This window comes from Amycolatopsis sp. cmx-11-12 (assembly GCF_046269425.1).
Classification (GTDB): domain Bacteria; phylum Actinomycetota; class Actinomycetes; order Mycobacteriales; family Pseudonocardiaceae; genus Amycolatopsis.
The window spans coordinates 264,797-279,727 of record NZ_JADNQM010000007.1 but is presented as its reverse complement, the minus strand read 5'-3'; the positions used below and the strand labels follow the sequence as shown (position 1 = coordinate 279,727).

Annotated in this window: 18 protein-coding genes; 8 read left to right on the top strand and 10 right to left on the bottom strand. The window is 66.9% G+C overall.

Going from position 1 to position 14,931, the window contains the following annotated elements:
• The first annotated feature begins 3 nt into the window (after positions 1 to 3).
• On the top strand, positions 4 to 771 hold the full coding sequence (locus ACLARN_RS12785; protein WP_409491561.1) for a polyprenol monophosphomannose synthase: 768 nt from the start codon (positions 4 to 6) through the stop codon (positions 769 to 771).
• On the opposite strand, the gene ACLARN_RS12780 is transcribed toward ACLARN_RS12785, so the two are convergent.
• Complete coding sequence (locus tag ACLARN_RS12780; protein ID WP_409491600.1) at positions 725 to 1,522, bottom strand: DeoR/GlpR family DNA-binding transcription regulator; 798 nt, start codon at positions 1,520 to 1,522, stop codon at positions 725 to 727. The two genes, ACLARN_RS12785 and ACLARN_RS12780, sit on opposite strands and share 47 nt — an antisense overlap.
• Before the next feature lie 51 nt (positions 1,523 to 1,573).
• On the opposite strand from ACLARN_RS12780, the gene ACLARN_RS12775 reads away from it, so the two are divergent.
• From ACLARN_RS12775 to ACLARN_RS12765, 3 genes are all read left to right on the top strand, one after another.
• Positions 1,574 to 1,948 carry a DUF4406 domain-containing protein gene (locus ACLARN_RS12775; RefSeq protein WP_244197414.1) on the top strand — a complete coding sequence of 125 codons (375 nt, stop codon included), beginning with the start codon at positions 1,574 to 1,576 and terminating at the stop codon, positions 1,946 to 1,948.
• A gap of 44 nt (positions 1,949 to 1,992) precedes the next feature.
• Positions 1,993 to 3,285, top strand: coding sequence for a sigma-70 family RNA polymerase sigma factor (locus tag ACLARN_RS12770; RefSeq protein ID WP_409491560.1), 1,293 nt, complete (start codon positions 1,993 to 1,995; stop codon positions 3,283 to 3,285).
• A 68-nt stretch (positions 3,286 to 3,353) separates the two neighbouring features.
• Positions 3,354 to 4,139 carry an SDR family NAD(P)-dependent oxidoreductase gene (locus tag ACLARN_RS12765; RefSeq protein ID WP_409491559.1) on the top strand — a complete coding sequence of 262 codons (786 nt, stop codon included), beginning with the start codon at positions 3,354 to 3,356 and terminating at the stop codon, positions 4,137 to 4,139.
• On the opposite strand, the gene ACLARN_RS12760 is transcribed toward ACLARN_RS12765, so the two are convergent.
• The 4 genes from ACLARN_RS12760 to ACLARN_RS12745 form a co-directional block, all read right to left on the bottom strand.
• Entirely contained in the window at positions 4,140 to 4,283 is a 144-nt protein-coding gene (locus tag ACLARN_RS12760) for a hypothetical protein (protein ID WP_409491558.1), read from the bottom strand. It abuts the gene before it with no gap.
• Between the two features lie 426 nt (positions 4,284 to 4,709).
• Positions 4,710 to 5,057 carry an RNA polymerase-binding protein RbpA gene (locus tag ACLARN_RS12755; protein WP_005151365.1) on the bottom strand — a complete coding sequence of 116 codons (348 nt, stop codon included), beginning with the start codon at positions 5,055 to 5,057 and terminating at the stop codon, positions 4,710 to 4,712.
• A 226-nt stretch (positions 5,058 to 5,283) separates the two neighbouring features.
• Positions 5,284 to 6,042: a thymidine kinase gene (locus ACLARN_RS12750; RefSeq protein ID WP_409491557.1), complete on the bottom strand. Its 759-nt coding sequence runs from the start codon at positions 6,040 to 6,042 to the stop codon at positions 5,284 to 5,286.
• A 30-nt stretch (positions 6,043 to 6,072) separates the two neighbouring features.
• Positions 6,073 to 7,473, bottom strand: a complete 1,401-nt coding sequence (locus ACLARN_RS12745) for an MFS transporter (protein WP_409491556.1) — start codon at positions 7,471 to 7,473, stop codon at positions 6,073 to 6,075.
• A 270-nt stretch (positions 7,474 to 7,743) separates the two neighbouring features.
• On the opposite strand from ACLARN_RS12745, the gene ACLARN_RS12740 reads away from it, so the two are divergent.
• Entirely contained in the window at positions 7,744 to 8,418 is a 675-nt protein-coding gene (locus ACLARN_RS12740) for a transglycosylase family protein (RefSeq protein WP_409491555.1), read from the top strand.
• Positions 8,419 to 8,480: 62 nt separating this feature from the next.
• On the opposite strand, the gene ACLARN_RS12735 is transcribed toward ACLARN_RS12740, so the two are convergent.
• Positions 8,481 to 9,260 (bottom strand): glycerophosphodiester phosphodiesterase, encoded by a 780-nt coding sequence (locus tag ACLARN_RS12735; protein WP_409491554.1) that lies wholly within the window; start codon positions 9,258 to 9,260, stop codon positions 8,481 to 8,483.
• A gap of 66 nt (positions 9,261 to 9,326) precedes the next feature.
• Between ACLARN_RS12735 and ACLARN_RS12730 the strand changes: the two genes are divergently transcribed.
• A complete protein-coding gene (locus ACLARN_RS12730; protein ID WP_101607837.1) occupies positions 9,327 to 9,710 on the top strand; it encodes a hypothetical protein in 384 nt (127 codons plus the stop codon).
• A 1-nt stretch (position 9,711) separates the two neighbouring features.
• Here the strand turns inward: ACLARN_RS12730 and ACLARN_RS12725 are convergent, their stop codons facing one another.
• Complete coding sequence (locus tag ACLARN_RS12725) at positions 9,712 to 10,692, bottom strand: tyrosine-type recombinase/integrase (RefSeq protein WP_409491553.1); 981 nt, start codon at positions 10,690 to 10,692, stop codon at positions 9,712 to 9,714.
• A gap of 604 nt (positions 10,693 to 11,296) precedes the next feature.
• Here ACLARN_RS12725 and ACLARN_RS12720 point away from each other — a divergent pair.
• Both ACLARN_RS12720 and ACLARN_RS12715 read left to right on the top strand, forming a co-directional pair.
• Positions 11,297 to 11,815 carry a DUF4303 domain-containing protein gene (locus tag ACLARN_RS12720; protein ID WP_409491552.1) on the top strand — a complete coding sequence of 173 codons (519 nt, stop codon included), beginning with the start codon at positions 11,297 to 11,299 and terminating at the stop codon, positions 11,813 to 11,815.
• A gap of 98 nt (positions 11,816 to 11,913) precedes the next feature.
• Positions 11,914 to 12,744 (top strand): class I SAM-dependent methyltransferase, encoded by an 831-nt coding sequence (locus tag ACLARN_RS12715; RefSeq protein ID WP_409491551.1) that lies wholly within the window; start codon positions 11,914 to 11,916, stop codon positions 12,742 to 12,744.
• Position 12,745: 1 nt separating this feature from the next.
• Here ACLARN_RS12715 and ACLARN_RS12710 read toward each other — a convergent pair whose 3' ends face one another.
• From ACLARN_RS12710 to ACLARN_RS12700, 3 genes are read right to left on the bottom strand one after another with little or no spacing between them, the layout of a single operon-like run.
• Positions 12,746 to 13,387 (bottom strand): class I SAM-dependent DNA methyltransferase, encoded by a 642-nt coding sequence (locus ACLARN_RS12710; RefSeq protein WP_409491550.1) that lies wholly within the window; start codon positions 13,385 to 13,387, stop codon positions 12,746 to 12,748.
• Between the two features lie 10 nt (positions 13,388 to 13,397).
• The gene (locus ACLARN_RS12705) at positions 13,398 to 14,156 is read right to left on the bottom strand and encodes a putative protein N(5)-glutamine methyltransferase (protein ID WP_409491549.1); all 759 of its coding nucleotides are present in this window, start codon (positions 14,154 to 14,156) and stop codon (positions 13,398 to 13,400) included.
• Complete coding sequence (locus ACLARN_RS12700) at positions 14,153 to 14,920, bottom strand: NAD(P)-binding domain-containing protein (protein ID WP_409491548.1); 768 nt, start codon at positions 14,918 to 14,920, stop codon at positions 14,153 to 14,155. The genes ACLARN_RS12705 and ACLARN_RS12700 overlap by 4 nt, the downstream gene beginning before the upstream one ends.
• Positions 14,921 to 14,931: the final 11 nt, after the last annotated feature.

Below are 14,931 nucleotides of genomic sequence, written 5' to 3'. Positions count from 1 at the left end.
CGGATGGCGCAGGCGCCACGGGGGGCCCAGGAAATCGACCCGGTGCTGGTGGTGGTCCCGACGTACAACGAGCGGGAGAACATCGGCCCGATCCTGGAACGCCTGCTCACGGCACTCCCGGACGTGAACGCCCTCGTCGTCGACGACGGCAGCCCGGACGGGACCGGCGACATCGCCGACGAGCTCGCGAAGGCCGACTCGCGGATCCAGGTCATGCACCGGACCGAGAAGGCCGGTCTGGGCGCCGCGTACGTCGCCGGGTTCCGCTGGGGTCTCGCCCGGGACTACGCCACCATCGTCGAAATGGACGCCGACGGCTCACACGCGCCGGAGGATCTGCCCCGGGTGCTGGCCGCCCTCGAAGACGCGGACCTGTCCATCGGCTCCCGCTACGTTCCCGGTGGCAGCACGGTGAACTGGCCGTTCCGGCGCAAGGCGCTCTCCTGGGTGGCGAACTTCTACGCGAAGGTCGCGCTCGGCATGAAGATCAACGACATCACCGCCGGCTTCCGCGCGTACCGCCGCACGGTGCTGGAGAAGCTCGCGCTCGACGAGGTCGCCTCGCGCGGCTACTGCTTCCAGATCGACCTGGCGTTCCGGACGAAGCTCGCCGGGTTCGAGGTCGTCGAGGTGCCGATCACCTTCACCGAACGTGAGGTCGGTCAGTCGAAGATGAGCGGTTCGGTCGTACGCGAGGCGATCGTCATGGTCGGGATGTGGGGCATCAAGCGTCGCTGGCAGCAGCTTCGCGGGCTGGCCAAGAAGGGCTGACCCCCAGCACACTCACTCCGCGCTTCCCCAGCTCCTTCACCGTCGGTTCGTCCGGCGCCGCGTCGGTGATCACGCCGGCGACGTCGGACAGGGGGAGCACGGTGAACGGCGAGGCCGCGCCGATCTTCTCCGAACTCGCCAGCACGTAGGTGTCAGCGGCGCGTTTGGCGAGTGTGCGTTTCATCGCGGCCTCGTCCGAGTCGCCGGTCGTCAGCCCGGTCTCGGGATGCACGCCGGTGACGCCGAGGAAGAACAGGTCGGCATTGATTCCCTCGGCCGCCTCCGCCGCGGCCGCGCCGCAGGTGACGGCGGAGTGCTTGAAGAGCCGTCCGCCGATCAGGAACACCTCGACCTTCGGATGCGTGACGAGCGCGGCCGCGACCGTGGGGCTGTGCGTGACGATCGTCGCTTCGAGGTCGACCGGCAGCGCTTTCGCCAGCGCGAGCGCGGTCGTGCCGCCGTCGAGGATGACGGTCGACCCCAGCCGGATCAACGCTGCTGCACGTTTCGCGATCCGTTCCTTGCCCGCGACGCTGACCGCCATGCGGGTGGCGTAGTCCGCGGTGGCGGGGGAGATCGGCAGTGCTCCGCCGTAGACCCGCTGACAGAGCCCGGCCTCGGCGAGTTCTCGCAGGTCACGGCGAATACTGTCCTCTGACACGCCGAGTTCGACGGCGAGGTCTTTGGCCACGATCCGGCCTTCGGTCTTCAAACGTTCGAGCAACAGGTCTCGACGTTGCGCAGCTAACATTTGCACGATCCTCCTTGTTCTTGCCGATTGTTGCACATTAGGCTCCGCCGCATGACCAAACCTTTGATGATCCTCATCGCCGGCCCGTTCCGCTCCGGCACCGGCGACGACCCCGAACTTCTCGCCCGCAACCTCGCCCGGCTCGAAGAGGCCGCCTGGCCGATCTTCCGCAGCGGCCACGTGCCGATGATCGGCGAATGGGTCGCGCTCCCGGTGCTGCGCGGCGCGGGCGGGAAGACCGTGGCCGACCCGGTCGCCAAGGAGGTCATGTACCCGACGGCCGACCGGCTCCTGCACCACTGTGACGCCGTCCTGCGCCTGCCGGGGGATTCCACCGGCGCCGACCAGGACGTCGCGATCGCGCTGTCCCGCGGGCTCGCCGTGTACCACCGCGTCGAGGACATCCCGGGCTACCAAGCCGCATAATGCGTAACGCGATCGAGCGTGACGTTTTCGGGGGAAGGTGAGCCGTGACCGGGAAGGTCTGCGGGATGTGCGAAGGCCCGCTGCCATCGAAGGCGGGTTCGCGCGGGCGTGCGGCCGTCTATTGTTCGGCCGCGTGCCGCCAGCGGGCCTACCGGTCACGGCACGACCCCGCCCCCGACGTGGAAGCCCTCATCGCCGAGGTCGGCCGCGTCGCGAAACGCCTGGCACCTCGGCCGTCGGAGGTGTTCCTCACCGATCTCACCTTGCTCACTTCCGACGTCGGCAGGCTGCGACGCATCGCTCAACTGGTGCTGCGGACCGAAGGCGAAAACGTCACACCGACGCCCGTGACGGAAACTGTGGACGAGGTCGACTTCGCCGGGAGGATCGAACAGCACCAGCGAGAGCTGCGCGTGCACTGCTATCGCATGGTCGGGTCCTACGACGACGCGGAAGACCTGGTCCAGGAGACGTTCCTGCGAGCCTGGCGCGGCCGCGAAGGCTTTGAAGGCCGGTCGAGTTTCCGTGCCTGGCTCTATCGGATCGCCACCAACACCTGTCTCGATTTCCTGCGGCGCAACAAACGGGTCCCTCGCCCCTACGATCAGCTGCCCGGCGTCGACCAGCACGGCGAACCGCCCCAGTTCATGCCCTGGCTGCAACCCTTCCCGGACAGCCAGCTCGCTTCGGCGGAGGCGGAACCCGGCGAGATCGCGGAGACCAGGGAGACGATGGAGCTGGTGTTCCTTGCCGCCATCCAGCATCTCCCGCCGAAGCAGCGGGCCGTGGTGATCCTCAACGACGTCCTTGGCTGGAGGGCCGCGGAGACCGCCGACCTGCTGGAAACCACCGTCGCGTCGGTCACCAGCGCACTCCAGCGCGCCCGTCCCACCCTGCGCGAACGCCTGCCGGAACGCCGCACCGACTGGGCACGGACGGTCCAGCCGACCGAGGAGGAGCAAACGATCCTGCGGCGCTACATGGCCGCCGCCACCGGCAGCGGCGACAGCCGGGTCATGGCCGAGCTGCTCAGGGAGGACGTGCTGGTCACGATGCCGCCGAACCCGCTGTGGTTCTCCGGCCGGGACGTCTTCCTCGACTTCGTCGCCGAGTCCCTCGACCCCGCGTCACCGACGTACTTCGGCGAATGGAAACACCTTCCGGCCATCGCCAACCGTCTCCCCGCCGCGGCCGGCTACGTCCGGCGGCCGGGCACCCGGGTCTACCGCGCACAGGTGCTCGACGTGCTGCGGATCGAGGACGGGAAGGTCGTGGAGATCACCGCGTTCGAACCGCACTTGTTCCCCGCGTTCGGGTTGCCACTGACGCTCACCTGAGGACCGATTAGTTCCACGCGCCTTCCACGTCTCAACGGTCGAACCCAACTACGCGGAAGGAACACCCCATGAGCCTCGAGAATAAGAACGCGGTCATCTACGGCGCCGGTGGATCGATCGGCGGCGGTGTCGCCAGGGAGTTCGCCGCCCGTGGCGCCCGTGTCTTCCTCACCGGCCGTCACGAACCTGCGCTGACGAAGCTCGCCGACGAGATCAAGGAGACCGGGGGACTCGCCGAAGTCGCCGTCGTCGACGGCCTGGACGAGACCGCGGTCGACGAGCACGCGGCGTCCGTCGTGGCCGAGGCAGGCAGCCTCGACATCTCCCTCAACCTCGTCCCCCGCGGCGACATCCAGGGCATCCCGCTCGTGGAGATGACGGTCGAGGACTACGTCCGCCCGATCACCACCGGCGTCACGACCAACTTCATCACCGCCCGCGCGGCCGCCCGGCACATGATCACCCAGGGCTCCGGCGTCATCCTCGCCCTCGACAGCGGCTCCGCACAGGGCAGTCCGATGATGGGCGCGACCGGCTCGATCGACGCCGCGCTGGACACCTACATCCGCAATCTCGCCGTCGAGATCGGACCGCACGGCGTCCGCGCGCTCGGCATCTGGGTCGCGGGTATCCCGGAGACTTTCACCCCCGAGAAGCTCTCCGCCGTCAACAACCAGCTGCCGGCGAGCCCGGAGATGATGGAGAACATCCTCGACGGTCTCACCGAGGCCCGGATGACCAAGCGTTCACCGCGCCTCGCCGAGGTCGCCGCCACGCTGGCGTTCCTCGCCTCCGACGACGCCATGGGGATCACCGGCACGTTCGTCAACGTGACCAGCATGTACCCGAGCTGATCAAGCCGCCTGGAGTTCCGCCAGCACCGCCCGGATCGCCGGGCTGGCCTCGGCGCTGCGGCGCCACGCCGCGTGCACCTCGCGCGTCGGCGGGCGCCGCAACGGGCTCTCGTGAGTGCTTTGGGTCGCCCGCGTGTCGTCCATCCAGTCAGGTGTGTCGTCCGTCGGATCACACGTGCCGTCCCATCGGTCACGCGAAACCACCGACTCGGCCCGAGTGGTGAGGGCCAAGAGTGTTCTATGTACTTACGGCGGGCTGGGTCGGGATCGCGGTCCGTGAAGGCCCCCTTCACTCGGCTCAGCCGAGGAAACTCGACCTTCGCACCTTCCCGAGTACATGAAGGCCCCCTTCCTGTACCTAGGCGCAAGGAAGGGGGCCTTCATGTACTTCAGGCGACAAGGGCGCCGGTACCGAGAGGGTCGGATGAGTCGTGAGTGGGTAAGGACGGTTAGAGCGATCCAAAACACTCACGCCCATCTGACGTCCCCGAGACATGACGAAGCCCCCGCGGAGGGAGGTCGCGGGGGCTTCGCCGTGTTCGTGGTGGGGCTAGCTACTTTGGCCGTGCGTCAGGCGGACCGGGTGGTCCTGCGTCCCTTCAGCTCGGCGAGACGTTCGTTGAGCAGATCTTCGAGCTCCGGAATCGAGCGGCGCTCCAGGAGCATGTCCCAGTGCGTCCTCGGGGGCTTGACCTTTTTCTGCTCCGGCTGTCCGCCGTCCACGATCTCGGACTCGCTGCCGTGCAGCCTGCACTCCCACACCGAAGGGATCTCGGCGTCGTCGGAGAAGGGCACCTCGAACTCGTGGTTCTTGGGGCAGGCGTAGCGCACGGTGCGCCGAGGCGCGAGGTCGTGGTTGCGGTCGGTCTCGTAGCTGACCGCTCCCAGCCGGCTTCCACGGAGAACACGGTCGGCCATGATGGGGGTCCTTTCAGTCAGCTCCGGGTGGAGCCAGGGTGATGCTCACCCTATGCAACGACGAAGAAGGCCAGGAGATTCCCTGGACACCATGTCCTTGCTCACGATGAGCTGCGTCACCCGGTGGCAACAGCTTCTCCTAGTAGGAGTGGTTTCGCGCTCTGGCGTGACGTCAATACGGCCATCTTGGTGCGGATATCCCCCAGATGGGCTAGTAGTACGCCTGTCACGTCAACCGTAACTGACCGTGTTGGGCCGAGGTAGGCCCCAGGTCGCCCAGTCGAAAGTGTCGACGGCACAATACCTGATAACGGACAGTGTTCATTTCACCCTCGGAACGTGATACCGGTGAAGATTCAACTAGCAACTGCTCGGTATCCGCCACCACAACGGTGTCCCCGGCCCGCAACACCTCGCCGTCGGACACCCTCGCGTTGAACCGCCCCGTCTGCCCGCACCAGCACAACACCTCGACCTGAACCGGCTGCAACTCGTCCGCCAACTCGAACAACCGCGCAGCCCCCGGGAACAACACGCTCCGGAAATCCGTCGCGATCCCGAAGCAGTACACGTCGATCTGGACGTCATCGGCCAGTTCAGCCAGCTGATCCACCTGATCGGGCGACAAGAACTGCGCCTCGTCGACGATCAAGTAGTCCACGTGCCGCCCCGCGACCCACTGCTCACGCACCAGCAACCGCAGATCGGTCTCGTTCCCCACCTCGATCGCCTTGCGCGTCAGCCCGATCCGGCTGGTGATCTGCGGCTCACCGGACCGGTCGTGCCGCACCAGCACCATCCCGCGACGACCCTGCCGCGCGTGGTTGTGGTCGATCTGCAACGCCAGCGTCGACTTCCCGCAGTCCATCGGCCCGTAACAGAACTTCAACTTCCCGACGACCGGCACACCCCGCCGTGAACCCGCCACCGGCACCGACGACAACGCGTCCGTGGGGTCCGGGCCACTCTCCTTCAGTACGGTCACGACGCTCGACCCTATCGGCACGCTCCAGCCTCACAGCACCGCCGGTGGTCGGTTGCCCGCCGCCTCGATCGCCCGGCGCACCGGGACCAGCCACACGAACACGAAACCGAGCACGAAGAAGATCACCAGCGCGATGATCGCGTACCGGAACGAACCGGTGATCTGCCCGACCGCGGCGAACAACAGAGGACCGAGCCACGACGTCCCCCGCTCGCCGACCACGTACAGCGAGAAGTACTGCGCGTCCTTCCCCTCGGGGATCATCTGCCCGAACAACGACCGCGACAACGCGTTCGTTCCACCGAGCACCAGCCCGATCCCGACCGCCACCGCGTAGAACTGCAACGGCTGCCCCGCCTGGATGAAGAACGCGAAGCACAACACCGCCACCCAGGCCACCAGACTGCCCAGGATCGTCTTCTTCGCCCCGATCCGGGCCGCGATCGCCCCGTGGATCATCGCCCCCGCATACGCCAGGAACTGGATCACCAGGATCGTGACGATCAGCACCTGAGTGCTGTACTTCAACTCGTCCTTGCCGTACTGCGCCGACACCGCCACCACCGTCGTGATCCCGTCGGTGAAGACCAGGTAGCTCCCCAGGAACGCCAACGTCAGCGGGTAGGCCTTCGCCTCGCCGATCGTCCGCTTCAACTCCTTGAACCCGGCCGTCAACACCGACAGCCCCCGCTCCGACGACTTCGGCACATGAATCTGGGGGAGTGCCCGCACCGCCGGGAACGTGAACACCGCCCACCAGATCCCCGACGTCAGGAAGCAGATCTGGACGGCCAGCCCCTCGCTCACCCCGAAGGCCTCGTGGCCCATGAAGAACCCCAGCTGTAGCGCGAGCGCCAAGCCACCGCCGAGGTACCCGAACGCCCACCCCTTCGACGACACCGCGTCCCGCTCGTCAGGCTCCGCGATGTCCACCAGGAACGAGTAGTAGACGACCAGCGCACCGCCGTAACCGATGTTGGCCAGGATGAACGTCCAGACCCCGACCTCCCAGTTCGTCCCCGAGACGAAGAACATCAGCGCCGACGCCACCGCGCCCAGGAACGCGAACCCGCCGAGGATCCGCCGCTTGTGCCTGCTCCGGTCCGCGATCGCGCCGGCGATCGGCAGCACCAGCACCTGCGTCACCGTCGCGATGGACAGCAGATACCCCCACAGCGACCCCGCCGGGAAGTGCAGCCCGAACAACGAGACGTCGCAGTTCTGAAGAGTGCTCGAAGCTCCACTCGAATCGGTGCACGCTCTGTCCCCGTTAAGGGTGAAATTCGCCTTGGCATCCGCGGACGCGATCTCGCTCAAATAGAGCGCTCCGAACACCGTGATGACCGACGAATAGAACGGCGAATTGGCCCAGTCGTAGAGGTACCAAGCCCGCCACACCCGCCTGCGTTCACGGGTCACGGCCACCGTCATGCACTGCTCCTGAAGTCGAGAATGTCGAGGTCAGCGGGAGACTACTGGTGATCACGCCCAGCTGTCCGGCACAAGTCCGGACCGTGTTCGTTTCGACGCGAGACGAACCCTTCCCGGCAACCTCCCCGACCTTCGTCGGCGTGTCGCTGACACGAACCACGTGTGTTTCATGTGAGGCTGGTGTGCGAGCTGTGACTCTTGTGAAGCAAGTGTCCAGTACTTACTGTTCCGCTCATGAGGACCCATCGCCTTCGCACAGCACACCGCGTAGTGGCGAGAACGCTCCTGCTCGCCCTCGCCGTGACAGGCCTGCAGATCGCCACCACCGGATCCGCCGCCGCGGATCCCCACGGCTCCCACTGGGCCAAGCTCCGCATGTGTGAATCGAGCGGGCGCTACAACATCAACACCGGCAACGGCTACTACGGCGCCTACCAGTTCGACCTGCCCACCTGGCGCAGCGTCGGCGGCCAGGGGAGGCCCGACCAGGCCAGCCCCCGCGAACAGGACTACCGGGCCCTCTACCTCTACCGCATGCGCGGCTGGCAACCCTGGGAATGCGCCGGCAAACTCGGCTTCCGCAACGACGGCGACGGCCGCAGCAAGCGCGTACCGTCCTATGAGGACTCCGCCTACATCGGCGGGGGAGGACAGCCCGCCCCGCCACCCCCGCCCAAACCGAAGCCGACCCCGCCCGCCCCACCCGGCGGCCCCAAACCCGCCTGGCCCGGCGTCGTCTACGCCTACGGAGACTGCGCGCCGGCGCTCAAGGTGTTCCAACTGCGGATGAACGCCTACGGCTACGGCTTCACCGGCACCGGCTGCTACTACGACAAAACCCGCGAAGCCGTCCTCGCCCTCCAGCGGGCCAACGGCATCAACGACTCCGGCCGCCTCGGCCCCAAGACCTGGGACGCCGCCTGGAACGGCAAACCACCCCGGTAACGCTCCACGACCCGCAATTAGTCACCTACTTGCGACAGCGCAATTAGGTGACTAATTGCGGGTCAGGACGGCCAGGCGCCCCGCTCCTGAAGAACCTCACGCAGCAGATCCGGCCGATCCGTCACGATCCCGTGCACCCCCAGATCCAGCAGCAACCGCATCTCCGCCGGATCGTCCACCGTCCACGTGTGCACCTCGAAACCCGCCCGCGTCGCCTGCCGCAGGAAAGCCCGGTCCACCACCTTCAACCGCCCCTGCCGCACCGGCACCTGCGCCATCGCACCCCGCGCCAACGCCCGCAACGACACCAGCGGCAGAAACCCGTTCGCCCACATCACCGCCACCGAACGCGGCCCCATCGCCGTCACCAGCTTCGGACCCGCCAGCTTCCGGATCCGCGCCAACCGCGCGTCGGAGAACGACGCCGCCGCGACCCGATCGTGCGCCCCGCTCCGCTCGACCGTCCGCACGAAAGGCGCCACCGCCTGGTCCGACTTCACGTCGATGTTGAACCGCGCCTCCGGCAGCTCCTCGAGGACGTCCTCCAACCGCGACAACGGCGCACGGCCACCTACCTTGACGTTCCGCAGCTGCGCCCACGTCTGCCGGGAGATCAACCCCGCGCCATCGGTCGTCCGGTCCAGCGACTCGTCGTGATGCACGACCACCACGCCGTCCGACGTCGCGTGCACATCCGTCTCGAGATAGCGATAACCCTCCGTCACCGCCTGACGGAAGGCGGGCAGCGAATTCTCCAGTCCTTCCAGGTCACCGAGGTGCCAGCCCCGATGGGCGAAGGCACGCGGGAGCGGGTCGGCGAGGTACGGGAAGAGTGTCGACACCCCACTAGTGTGCACTTCGGTCGTGGCCCCGGCATGATCGTCCCGTGGCCAGCTAGGGTCTGAACCGTGAGGGAAGTGGCCGAGCACCCGAAGACGTCCGCCGAAGAGGTGTCCGAGCTACGCCGCGCGGGGGCACCCAAGCACTGCGGATGGTGCGGCCGACGGCTCGAACAGGGCGGCAACGTCGGCAGGCGCCGCCGTTACTGTGGGCAATCCTGCCGCCAGCGGGCCTACGAACGCCGAACCGCACTCCAGCGCAGCGGCCTCCCCGAAGACGCCGTCGTCCTCTCCGACACCGAGATCGCCGCTCTGCAGGACCGGCTCTTCCAACTCCGCTGCGCCGCCGAAGACATCGTCACCGCCGCCGACGACGGAGCCTCCTTGGCCGAACTCCGTGGCCTCGCCGATGAAATCGCCCAGGCGGCCAAGGATCTCGAACAGCTCCGCTGACCTACACGATCCCATCCAGCGCCCGATACGTCCGGTTGCTCGCGGCCGCCGCCCGCTGCTCCCGCCCCGTCGCCTCGATGTAGTTCTGACTGGTCGCCAGGCTCGCGTGCCCCAGCAGCGCCATGATCTCCGACGCCGTCGCGCCGTCCTCGGCCAGCCGCGTCGCGAAGGTGTGCCGCAACGCGTGGAGGTTCGCCCCGACCGGCACGCGGTCGTGCAGGCCCGCCCACCGGTAGCAAGACTTCACGAGGTACTCCAGTGCGCCGCGGCCGATCGGCTCGCCCGCACGATCCCGGAGGAGGGGAGTGGAGGGCCCGAACCGCTGCTGAGGGAAGCGACGGCGGCAGGAGGCCAGGTACTCCTCGATGATCTTCTCCATGATCGGCTGCACCGGAATCGAGCGATCGCGGCTTCCCTTGCCATGGACGTGCAACCGCATCTCACCCTGGCGACCGACCAGCGACCGCGCTGTCAGCGCTCGCATCTCCGCGGCACGCAGTCCGGCGACCAAACCGAGCGCGATCACCAGCACGTCCCGCTCCGGCCACGGATCCCGCGTCCGGCGCGAACCATCCGCGGCGGCCGCGAGCAACTGCTCCGGGGTTTCCTCACCCCGCAACGGTTTCGGCGTCAACGGCGGTGCCTTCGGCCGGGCGACCGCACCCATCGGGTTGCCCGCGAGCAGCCCGTCGGACACGCAGAAGGTAAGGAACTGGTTCCAGGTCGACCACGCGCGCAGGACCGAACTCTTGGCGTGCGTGTCCGCGAAGGCACCGAAGGCGTTCCGGAGCGCCTGAGCCGTGAGCATCTCGACGGTGAGGTCGTCAGGGGAGCGGTCCGACTCGCGGAGCAGGAGAGCGGTGATGCCGGCGAGGTCGCGGCGGTAGGCGTCGGTGGTGTGAGGAGAATCCTTACGGGGACGACGTGCGGCGAAAAAGGCTTGCTGTGCCTCGGAAACCCTCATGGGGATCTTGTACCGCATGGCACCGACAGTCTTACACTGGGTTATATTCCGTTTCATGCATAATAGTGATTATGCATGAAACGGAGCGATGACTCCGAAAGCTCCTCGCGGGGGATCCTGGTCCGCTCGCTGACTCTCAGTGTGTCATGAAAGGGTCGTTTCTGACGTTTTAGTCCTGAACGACCCTTCCATGACATCCGGGCCACCATGGCCGACTGGAGTCTTGAGGTCGGCGGGCCCGGCGGCGGATCGGCTAGGCCAGGCGCCGCAGATGCTTCTGTTCGCACTTGATGACCGATCACCCACCTTCAATACGTCACTGTGACGTATTGAAGGTGGGTGATCGGTCATCCGTTTTGCGCTTCTGGGGGCGTCCCTGGCCGTTTGGGTGGCTTGAGGTGGGTCGAGTCCAGGGAGGACTGAAGGGAACCATGCCCGCATGTCACGCGACGAAGGGAGCTTTCCCTGCATCGCATGCGACGAAAGGCCCCTTCAGCACCTGCCAGAGACCCCTCTCGAGCCTCTTTATCCAGGTCAGCCAAAGTGCCGATAATGTACATTATGTCAAGTAAGCGATCGGGCAGCGCTCCCCGACAGTCGACCCCTGTGGTTCGATCTCCTGGTGATTCCGACCGAAGCGGACCTTGCCGACGCATTGACCACGGCCGCTCGTGCCGTTGTCACCGACCTGTTCCGCGACAACCCCGGCCACACGTTCTACTACGTCACGCTGACCACGCCCGGCGAGGCGTTCGGTCCGGCACTGTCGGCCTGGTCGCACGAGACGCTGTCGCAGCGACCGGACGCCGACAAGGTCCGCTACTCCTACGCCGATTCGCCGTTTTCGATCATGGGTGAGCAGTACCTGAAGCCTGTCCGAGAGCTGTTCGCCGCCCGGCCGGAGGTGTTCGACATCGCCGACGACGATGCGTCCGACGCGGAGTTCGATCTTCGGCTGCGCGCGATGGAGACGGCGATGCGCAGGCTGTCCGATGAAGGGCTGTTCGGTGTCGGCGAGGCTCGCGCAGGTGTGCTGGTTCTGGTCGAGGTCGTTCCTGAGGACGAGGAGAACATTGCCCGGGCTCGTCAGCTCAACCCGTCCGGACCGGAGCTGGACGCTTGGCTGGCCTACTGGACCTAGACACGACACCGCCTCTCCCCTGCGGTGGAGTCAGGAGCATAGGATCTGCCGCGTCGCGCTATGGTCTTCCCTGGAAATCGAACCTGGGGGCCGTCGAAATGTCCGAGAGCATCGCTGTGCGCGTCGATCCGTCCAACGAGCGGATGTTGGAGGCGTGGGACGGCGCGCTCTGGGCGAAGCGCGCACAGCGGATCGACGACGGTGTTGCCGCCTACCGCGAGACCTTCTTCGCCGCGGCCGGGATCCAGCCGTCAGACAAGGTGCTCGACGTCGGTTGTGGTGCCGGGCAGACGACGCGGGATGCGGCACGGCTGGCCACTGCCGGTTCAGCGCTCGGCGTGGACCTCTCCAGCGAGATGCTGGGCCTCGCTCGTCGGCTCGCCGAGCAGGAACGTGTTCCCAACGTCGCCTTCGAACAGATGGACGCGCAGGTCCATCCGTTCCCTGAGGCGGGCTTCGATGTGGTGATCAGCAGGCACGGGTCGATGTTCTTCGGTACTCCCCTGGCCGCGTTCACCAGCCTGGCCCGTGCGACCCGGCCCGGGGGCCGTCTCGTGCTGTTGACGTGGCAACCGTTGCGGCTCAACGAATGGATCACCACTTTCCGGACGATCTTCGCCGCCGGTCGTGAGGTGCCGTCCTCGAATCTCGCGCTCAGCGACCCGCTCGAAACCGAGGAACTGCTGACCTCCGCCGGGTACGCCGACGTCCGGTCGACCGCGGTGAACAAGCCGATGTACTTCGGCCGGGACGTCGATGACGCGGCCGAGTTCATCGTCGAGCAGCATGGCGGGCGGTTGAGTGACCTGGACGACCCCACGCGTGCGAAGGCCGTCGAAGCCTTGCGTGCTGATCTCGCCGAGCACCAGACCAGCCGAGGCGTGTTCTACGACTCGGCGGCCTGGCTCATCGAGGCTCGGCGTCCTTGACTTACGGTTTGCGGGCGATGAGGTACGCCTGCTGCGTGCTCTCGAACTCTTCGGACGGTTCGCGGACGAGTTGGGAGATCATGGTGAACCCCGACTCCCCCAGCTGTTCGGCGATCTTCTCCGGTGCCAGGCGGTAGGCGTCGCAAGAGATGTCGTGTCCGTAGGCGTGCTCGATGTGGCGGATCTCGTCGCCGACCTGGAACGCCAGCAGCAGGTGGCCGCCTGGGGTGAGGATCCGGTGGAAGTCGGCGAAGATCTCCGGCAGTCGCTCTCGTGGGGTGTGGATGATCGAGTACCAGGCGACGACGCCGGCCAGCGAACCGTCCTCAATGGACAAACCGGGCATCTCCCCGATCTGGAAGTCCAGGTGTGGGTACGACTTCCGGGCGACGGCGATCATCTCCGGTGAGAGGTCGACGCCGTGGATGTCGAGTCCCAGTCCGTGGAGGTGTTCGGTGATGCGGCCGGGTCCGCAGCCGATCTCGGCGACGCGTCCGCCGCCTGCTGTTTGGACGAGTTCCGTGTACGCGCCGAGGACGGCGCGGTCCCAGATGGATCCGGCGAGGTGGTCGCGGAGGAGTTCGGCGTAGTCGGCCGCGACCGTGTTGTAGGCGGTGCGGGTCATGTGGAGGTAGTCGGTCACGGCGGGGACCCTATCCCCCGGCACCGACAACAATCGTCGCGTACAGCTCGTCGTCGGTGATCACTTCGGGGGTCAATCCGTTGTGTGCCATGGCTTCCGCGGTGTTCGCGGCCTGGCTTTCGCCGGTTTCGATCAGTAGGTGCCCGCCCGGTGCGAGCCATTGTGGAGCTTCGGCGGCGACGCGGCGGTGGACGTCGACGCCGTCTTGCCCGCCGTCGAGTGCGATGCGGGGTTCGTGGTCGCGTGCTTCGGGCGGCATCATCGCGATGGCGTCGGTGGGGACGTACGGGGCGTTGACGACGAGGAGGTCGACGTGGCCTCGTAGCGACGCGGGTAGGGGTTCGTAGAGGTCTCCTTCGAAGACCTCTCCCCTGGCTTTGGCGACGTTGACGCGGGCGCAGCGGACGGCGGCGGGTTCGATGTCGGCCGCGTAGAGCCGGATTTCGCCGAGTTCGGCGGCGATGGCGGCGCCGAGTGCGCCGGTGCCGCAGCAGAGGTCGAGGACGACCGCTCCGGGGCCGGCGAGGGTGACGGCGTGGCGGACGAGGAGTTCGGATCTTTGGCGTGGCACGAAGACGCCGGGTTCGACGGTGATGCGGAGTCCGTGGAATTCGGCCCAGCCGAGGATGACTTCGAGGGGTTCGCCGTCGATGCGGCGTTGGACCATGGTGTCGAGTTCGGCGGGTGTGCGGGCTTCGGTGCCGAGGAGCCGGGCTTCGTCTTCGGCGAAGACGCACCCGGCTGCCCGGAGTTTGTCGACGATGGTCACTTGTCGCGCAGTCTGGTGAGGATCCCGTCGAGGGCGTGCCGGACGGTGTCGGGGACGCCGTTGGTGCGCAGGTCGGTGAGGAGGTGTTCGTTGAGCCCGCCGGGGGTCATGTGCTTGCCGGTGAGGGTTTCGAGGGAGCCGGTCTGCTGGAGCAGGTCTTGGCCGAGTTGTCCGAAGATGTGGCTGGTGAAGGTGGTCGCTGTGGTGTCTTCGATGCCCTGGTCGGTCATCCAGGCGGCGATGGTGCCGAGGTAGTCGAGGTGGGCGGCGAAGGTGGCGGTGGCGGCGCTGAAGATGTCGAGGTCTTTCTCGGCGTCGGGGACGACGGTGCCGCCGATGCTGTCGAAGAGGGCTCGGGCTTCGGTGTTGTCGGGGTAGATGGCGGTGAGGCTTTGGCGGCGGGCGGCCGGGGGCAGCGGGATGCTGCGGACGACTTCGCGTGCCGGTGTGGCCCACTCGCTCAGCTGGTCGAGTCGGACGCCGGCGAGGGCGCTGATCAGGACGTGTTCGGGCCGGAAGGTGAGGTCTCGGAGGACTTCCTCGGCGATCGGCGTGCGGACGGCGAGGATGATCGTCGTGGCGCTGTCGAGGACGGCTTGGTTGCTGTCGCAGACTTTGACGTTGGCGAAGCGTGCCGAGAGCTCTTGTCCGACGCTGCGGCTACGCGGCGAGAGAAAGATCGAGGGCGGGTCGGCGATGTCGTTGCTGAGGCCTTCGACGATGGCGGCGGTGATCTCGCCCGCGCCGATGAATCCGTATTCCATGGTCACTCCCT

Bases quoted from the DNA above. Each gene is read 5' to 3' on its own strand.
- ACLARN_RS12785 (WP_409491561.1), top strand. From the start codon at position 4: ATGGCGCAGGCGCCACGGGGGGCCCAGGAAATCGACCCGGTGCTGGTG.
- ACLARN_RS12780 (WP_409491600.1), bottom strand. From the start codon at position 1,522: ATGTTAGCTGCGCAACGTCGAGACCTGTTGCTCGAACGTTTGAAGACC.
- ACLARN_RS12775 (WP_244197414.1), top strand. From the start codon at position 1,574: ATGACCAAACCTTTGATGATCCTCATCGCCGGCCCGTTCCGCTCCGGC.
- ACLARN_RS12765 (WP_409491559.1), top strand. From the start codon at position 3,354: ATGAGCCTCGAGAATAAGAACGCGGTCATCTACGGCGCCGGTGGATCG.
- ACLARN_RS12760 (WP_409491558.1), bottom strand. From the start codon at position 4,283: ATGGACGACACGCGGGCGACCCAAAGCACTCACGAGAGCCCGTTGCGG.
- ACLARN_RS12755 (WP_005151365.1), bottom strand. From the start codon at position 5,057: ATGGCCGACCGTGTTCTCCGTGGAAGCCGGCTGGGAGCGGTCAGCTAC.
- ACLARN_RS12745 (WP_409491556.1), bottom strand. From the start codon at position 7,473: ATGACGGTGGCCGTGACCCGTGAACGCAGGCGGGTGTGGCGGGCTTGG.
- ACLARN_RS12725 (WP_409491553.1), bottom strand. From the start codon at position 10,692: ATGCGGTACAAGATCCCCATGAGGGTTTCCGAGGCACAGCAAGCCTTT.
- ACLARN_RS12715 (WP_409491551.1), top strand. From the start codon at position 11,914: ATGTCCGAGAGCATCGCTGTGCGCGTCGATCCGTCCAACGAGCGGATG.
- ACLARN_RS12700 (WP_409491548.1), bottom strand. From the start codon at position 14,920: ATGGAATACGGATTCATCGGCGCGGGCGAGATCACCGCCGCCATCGTC.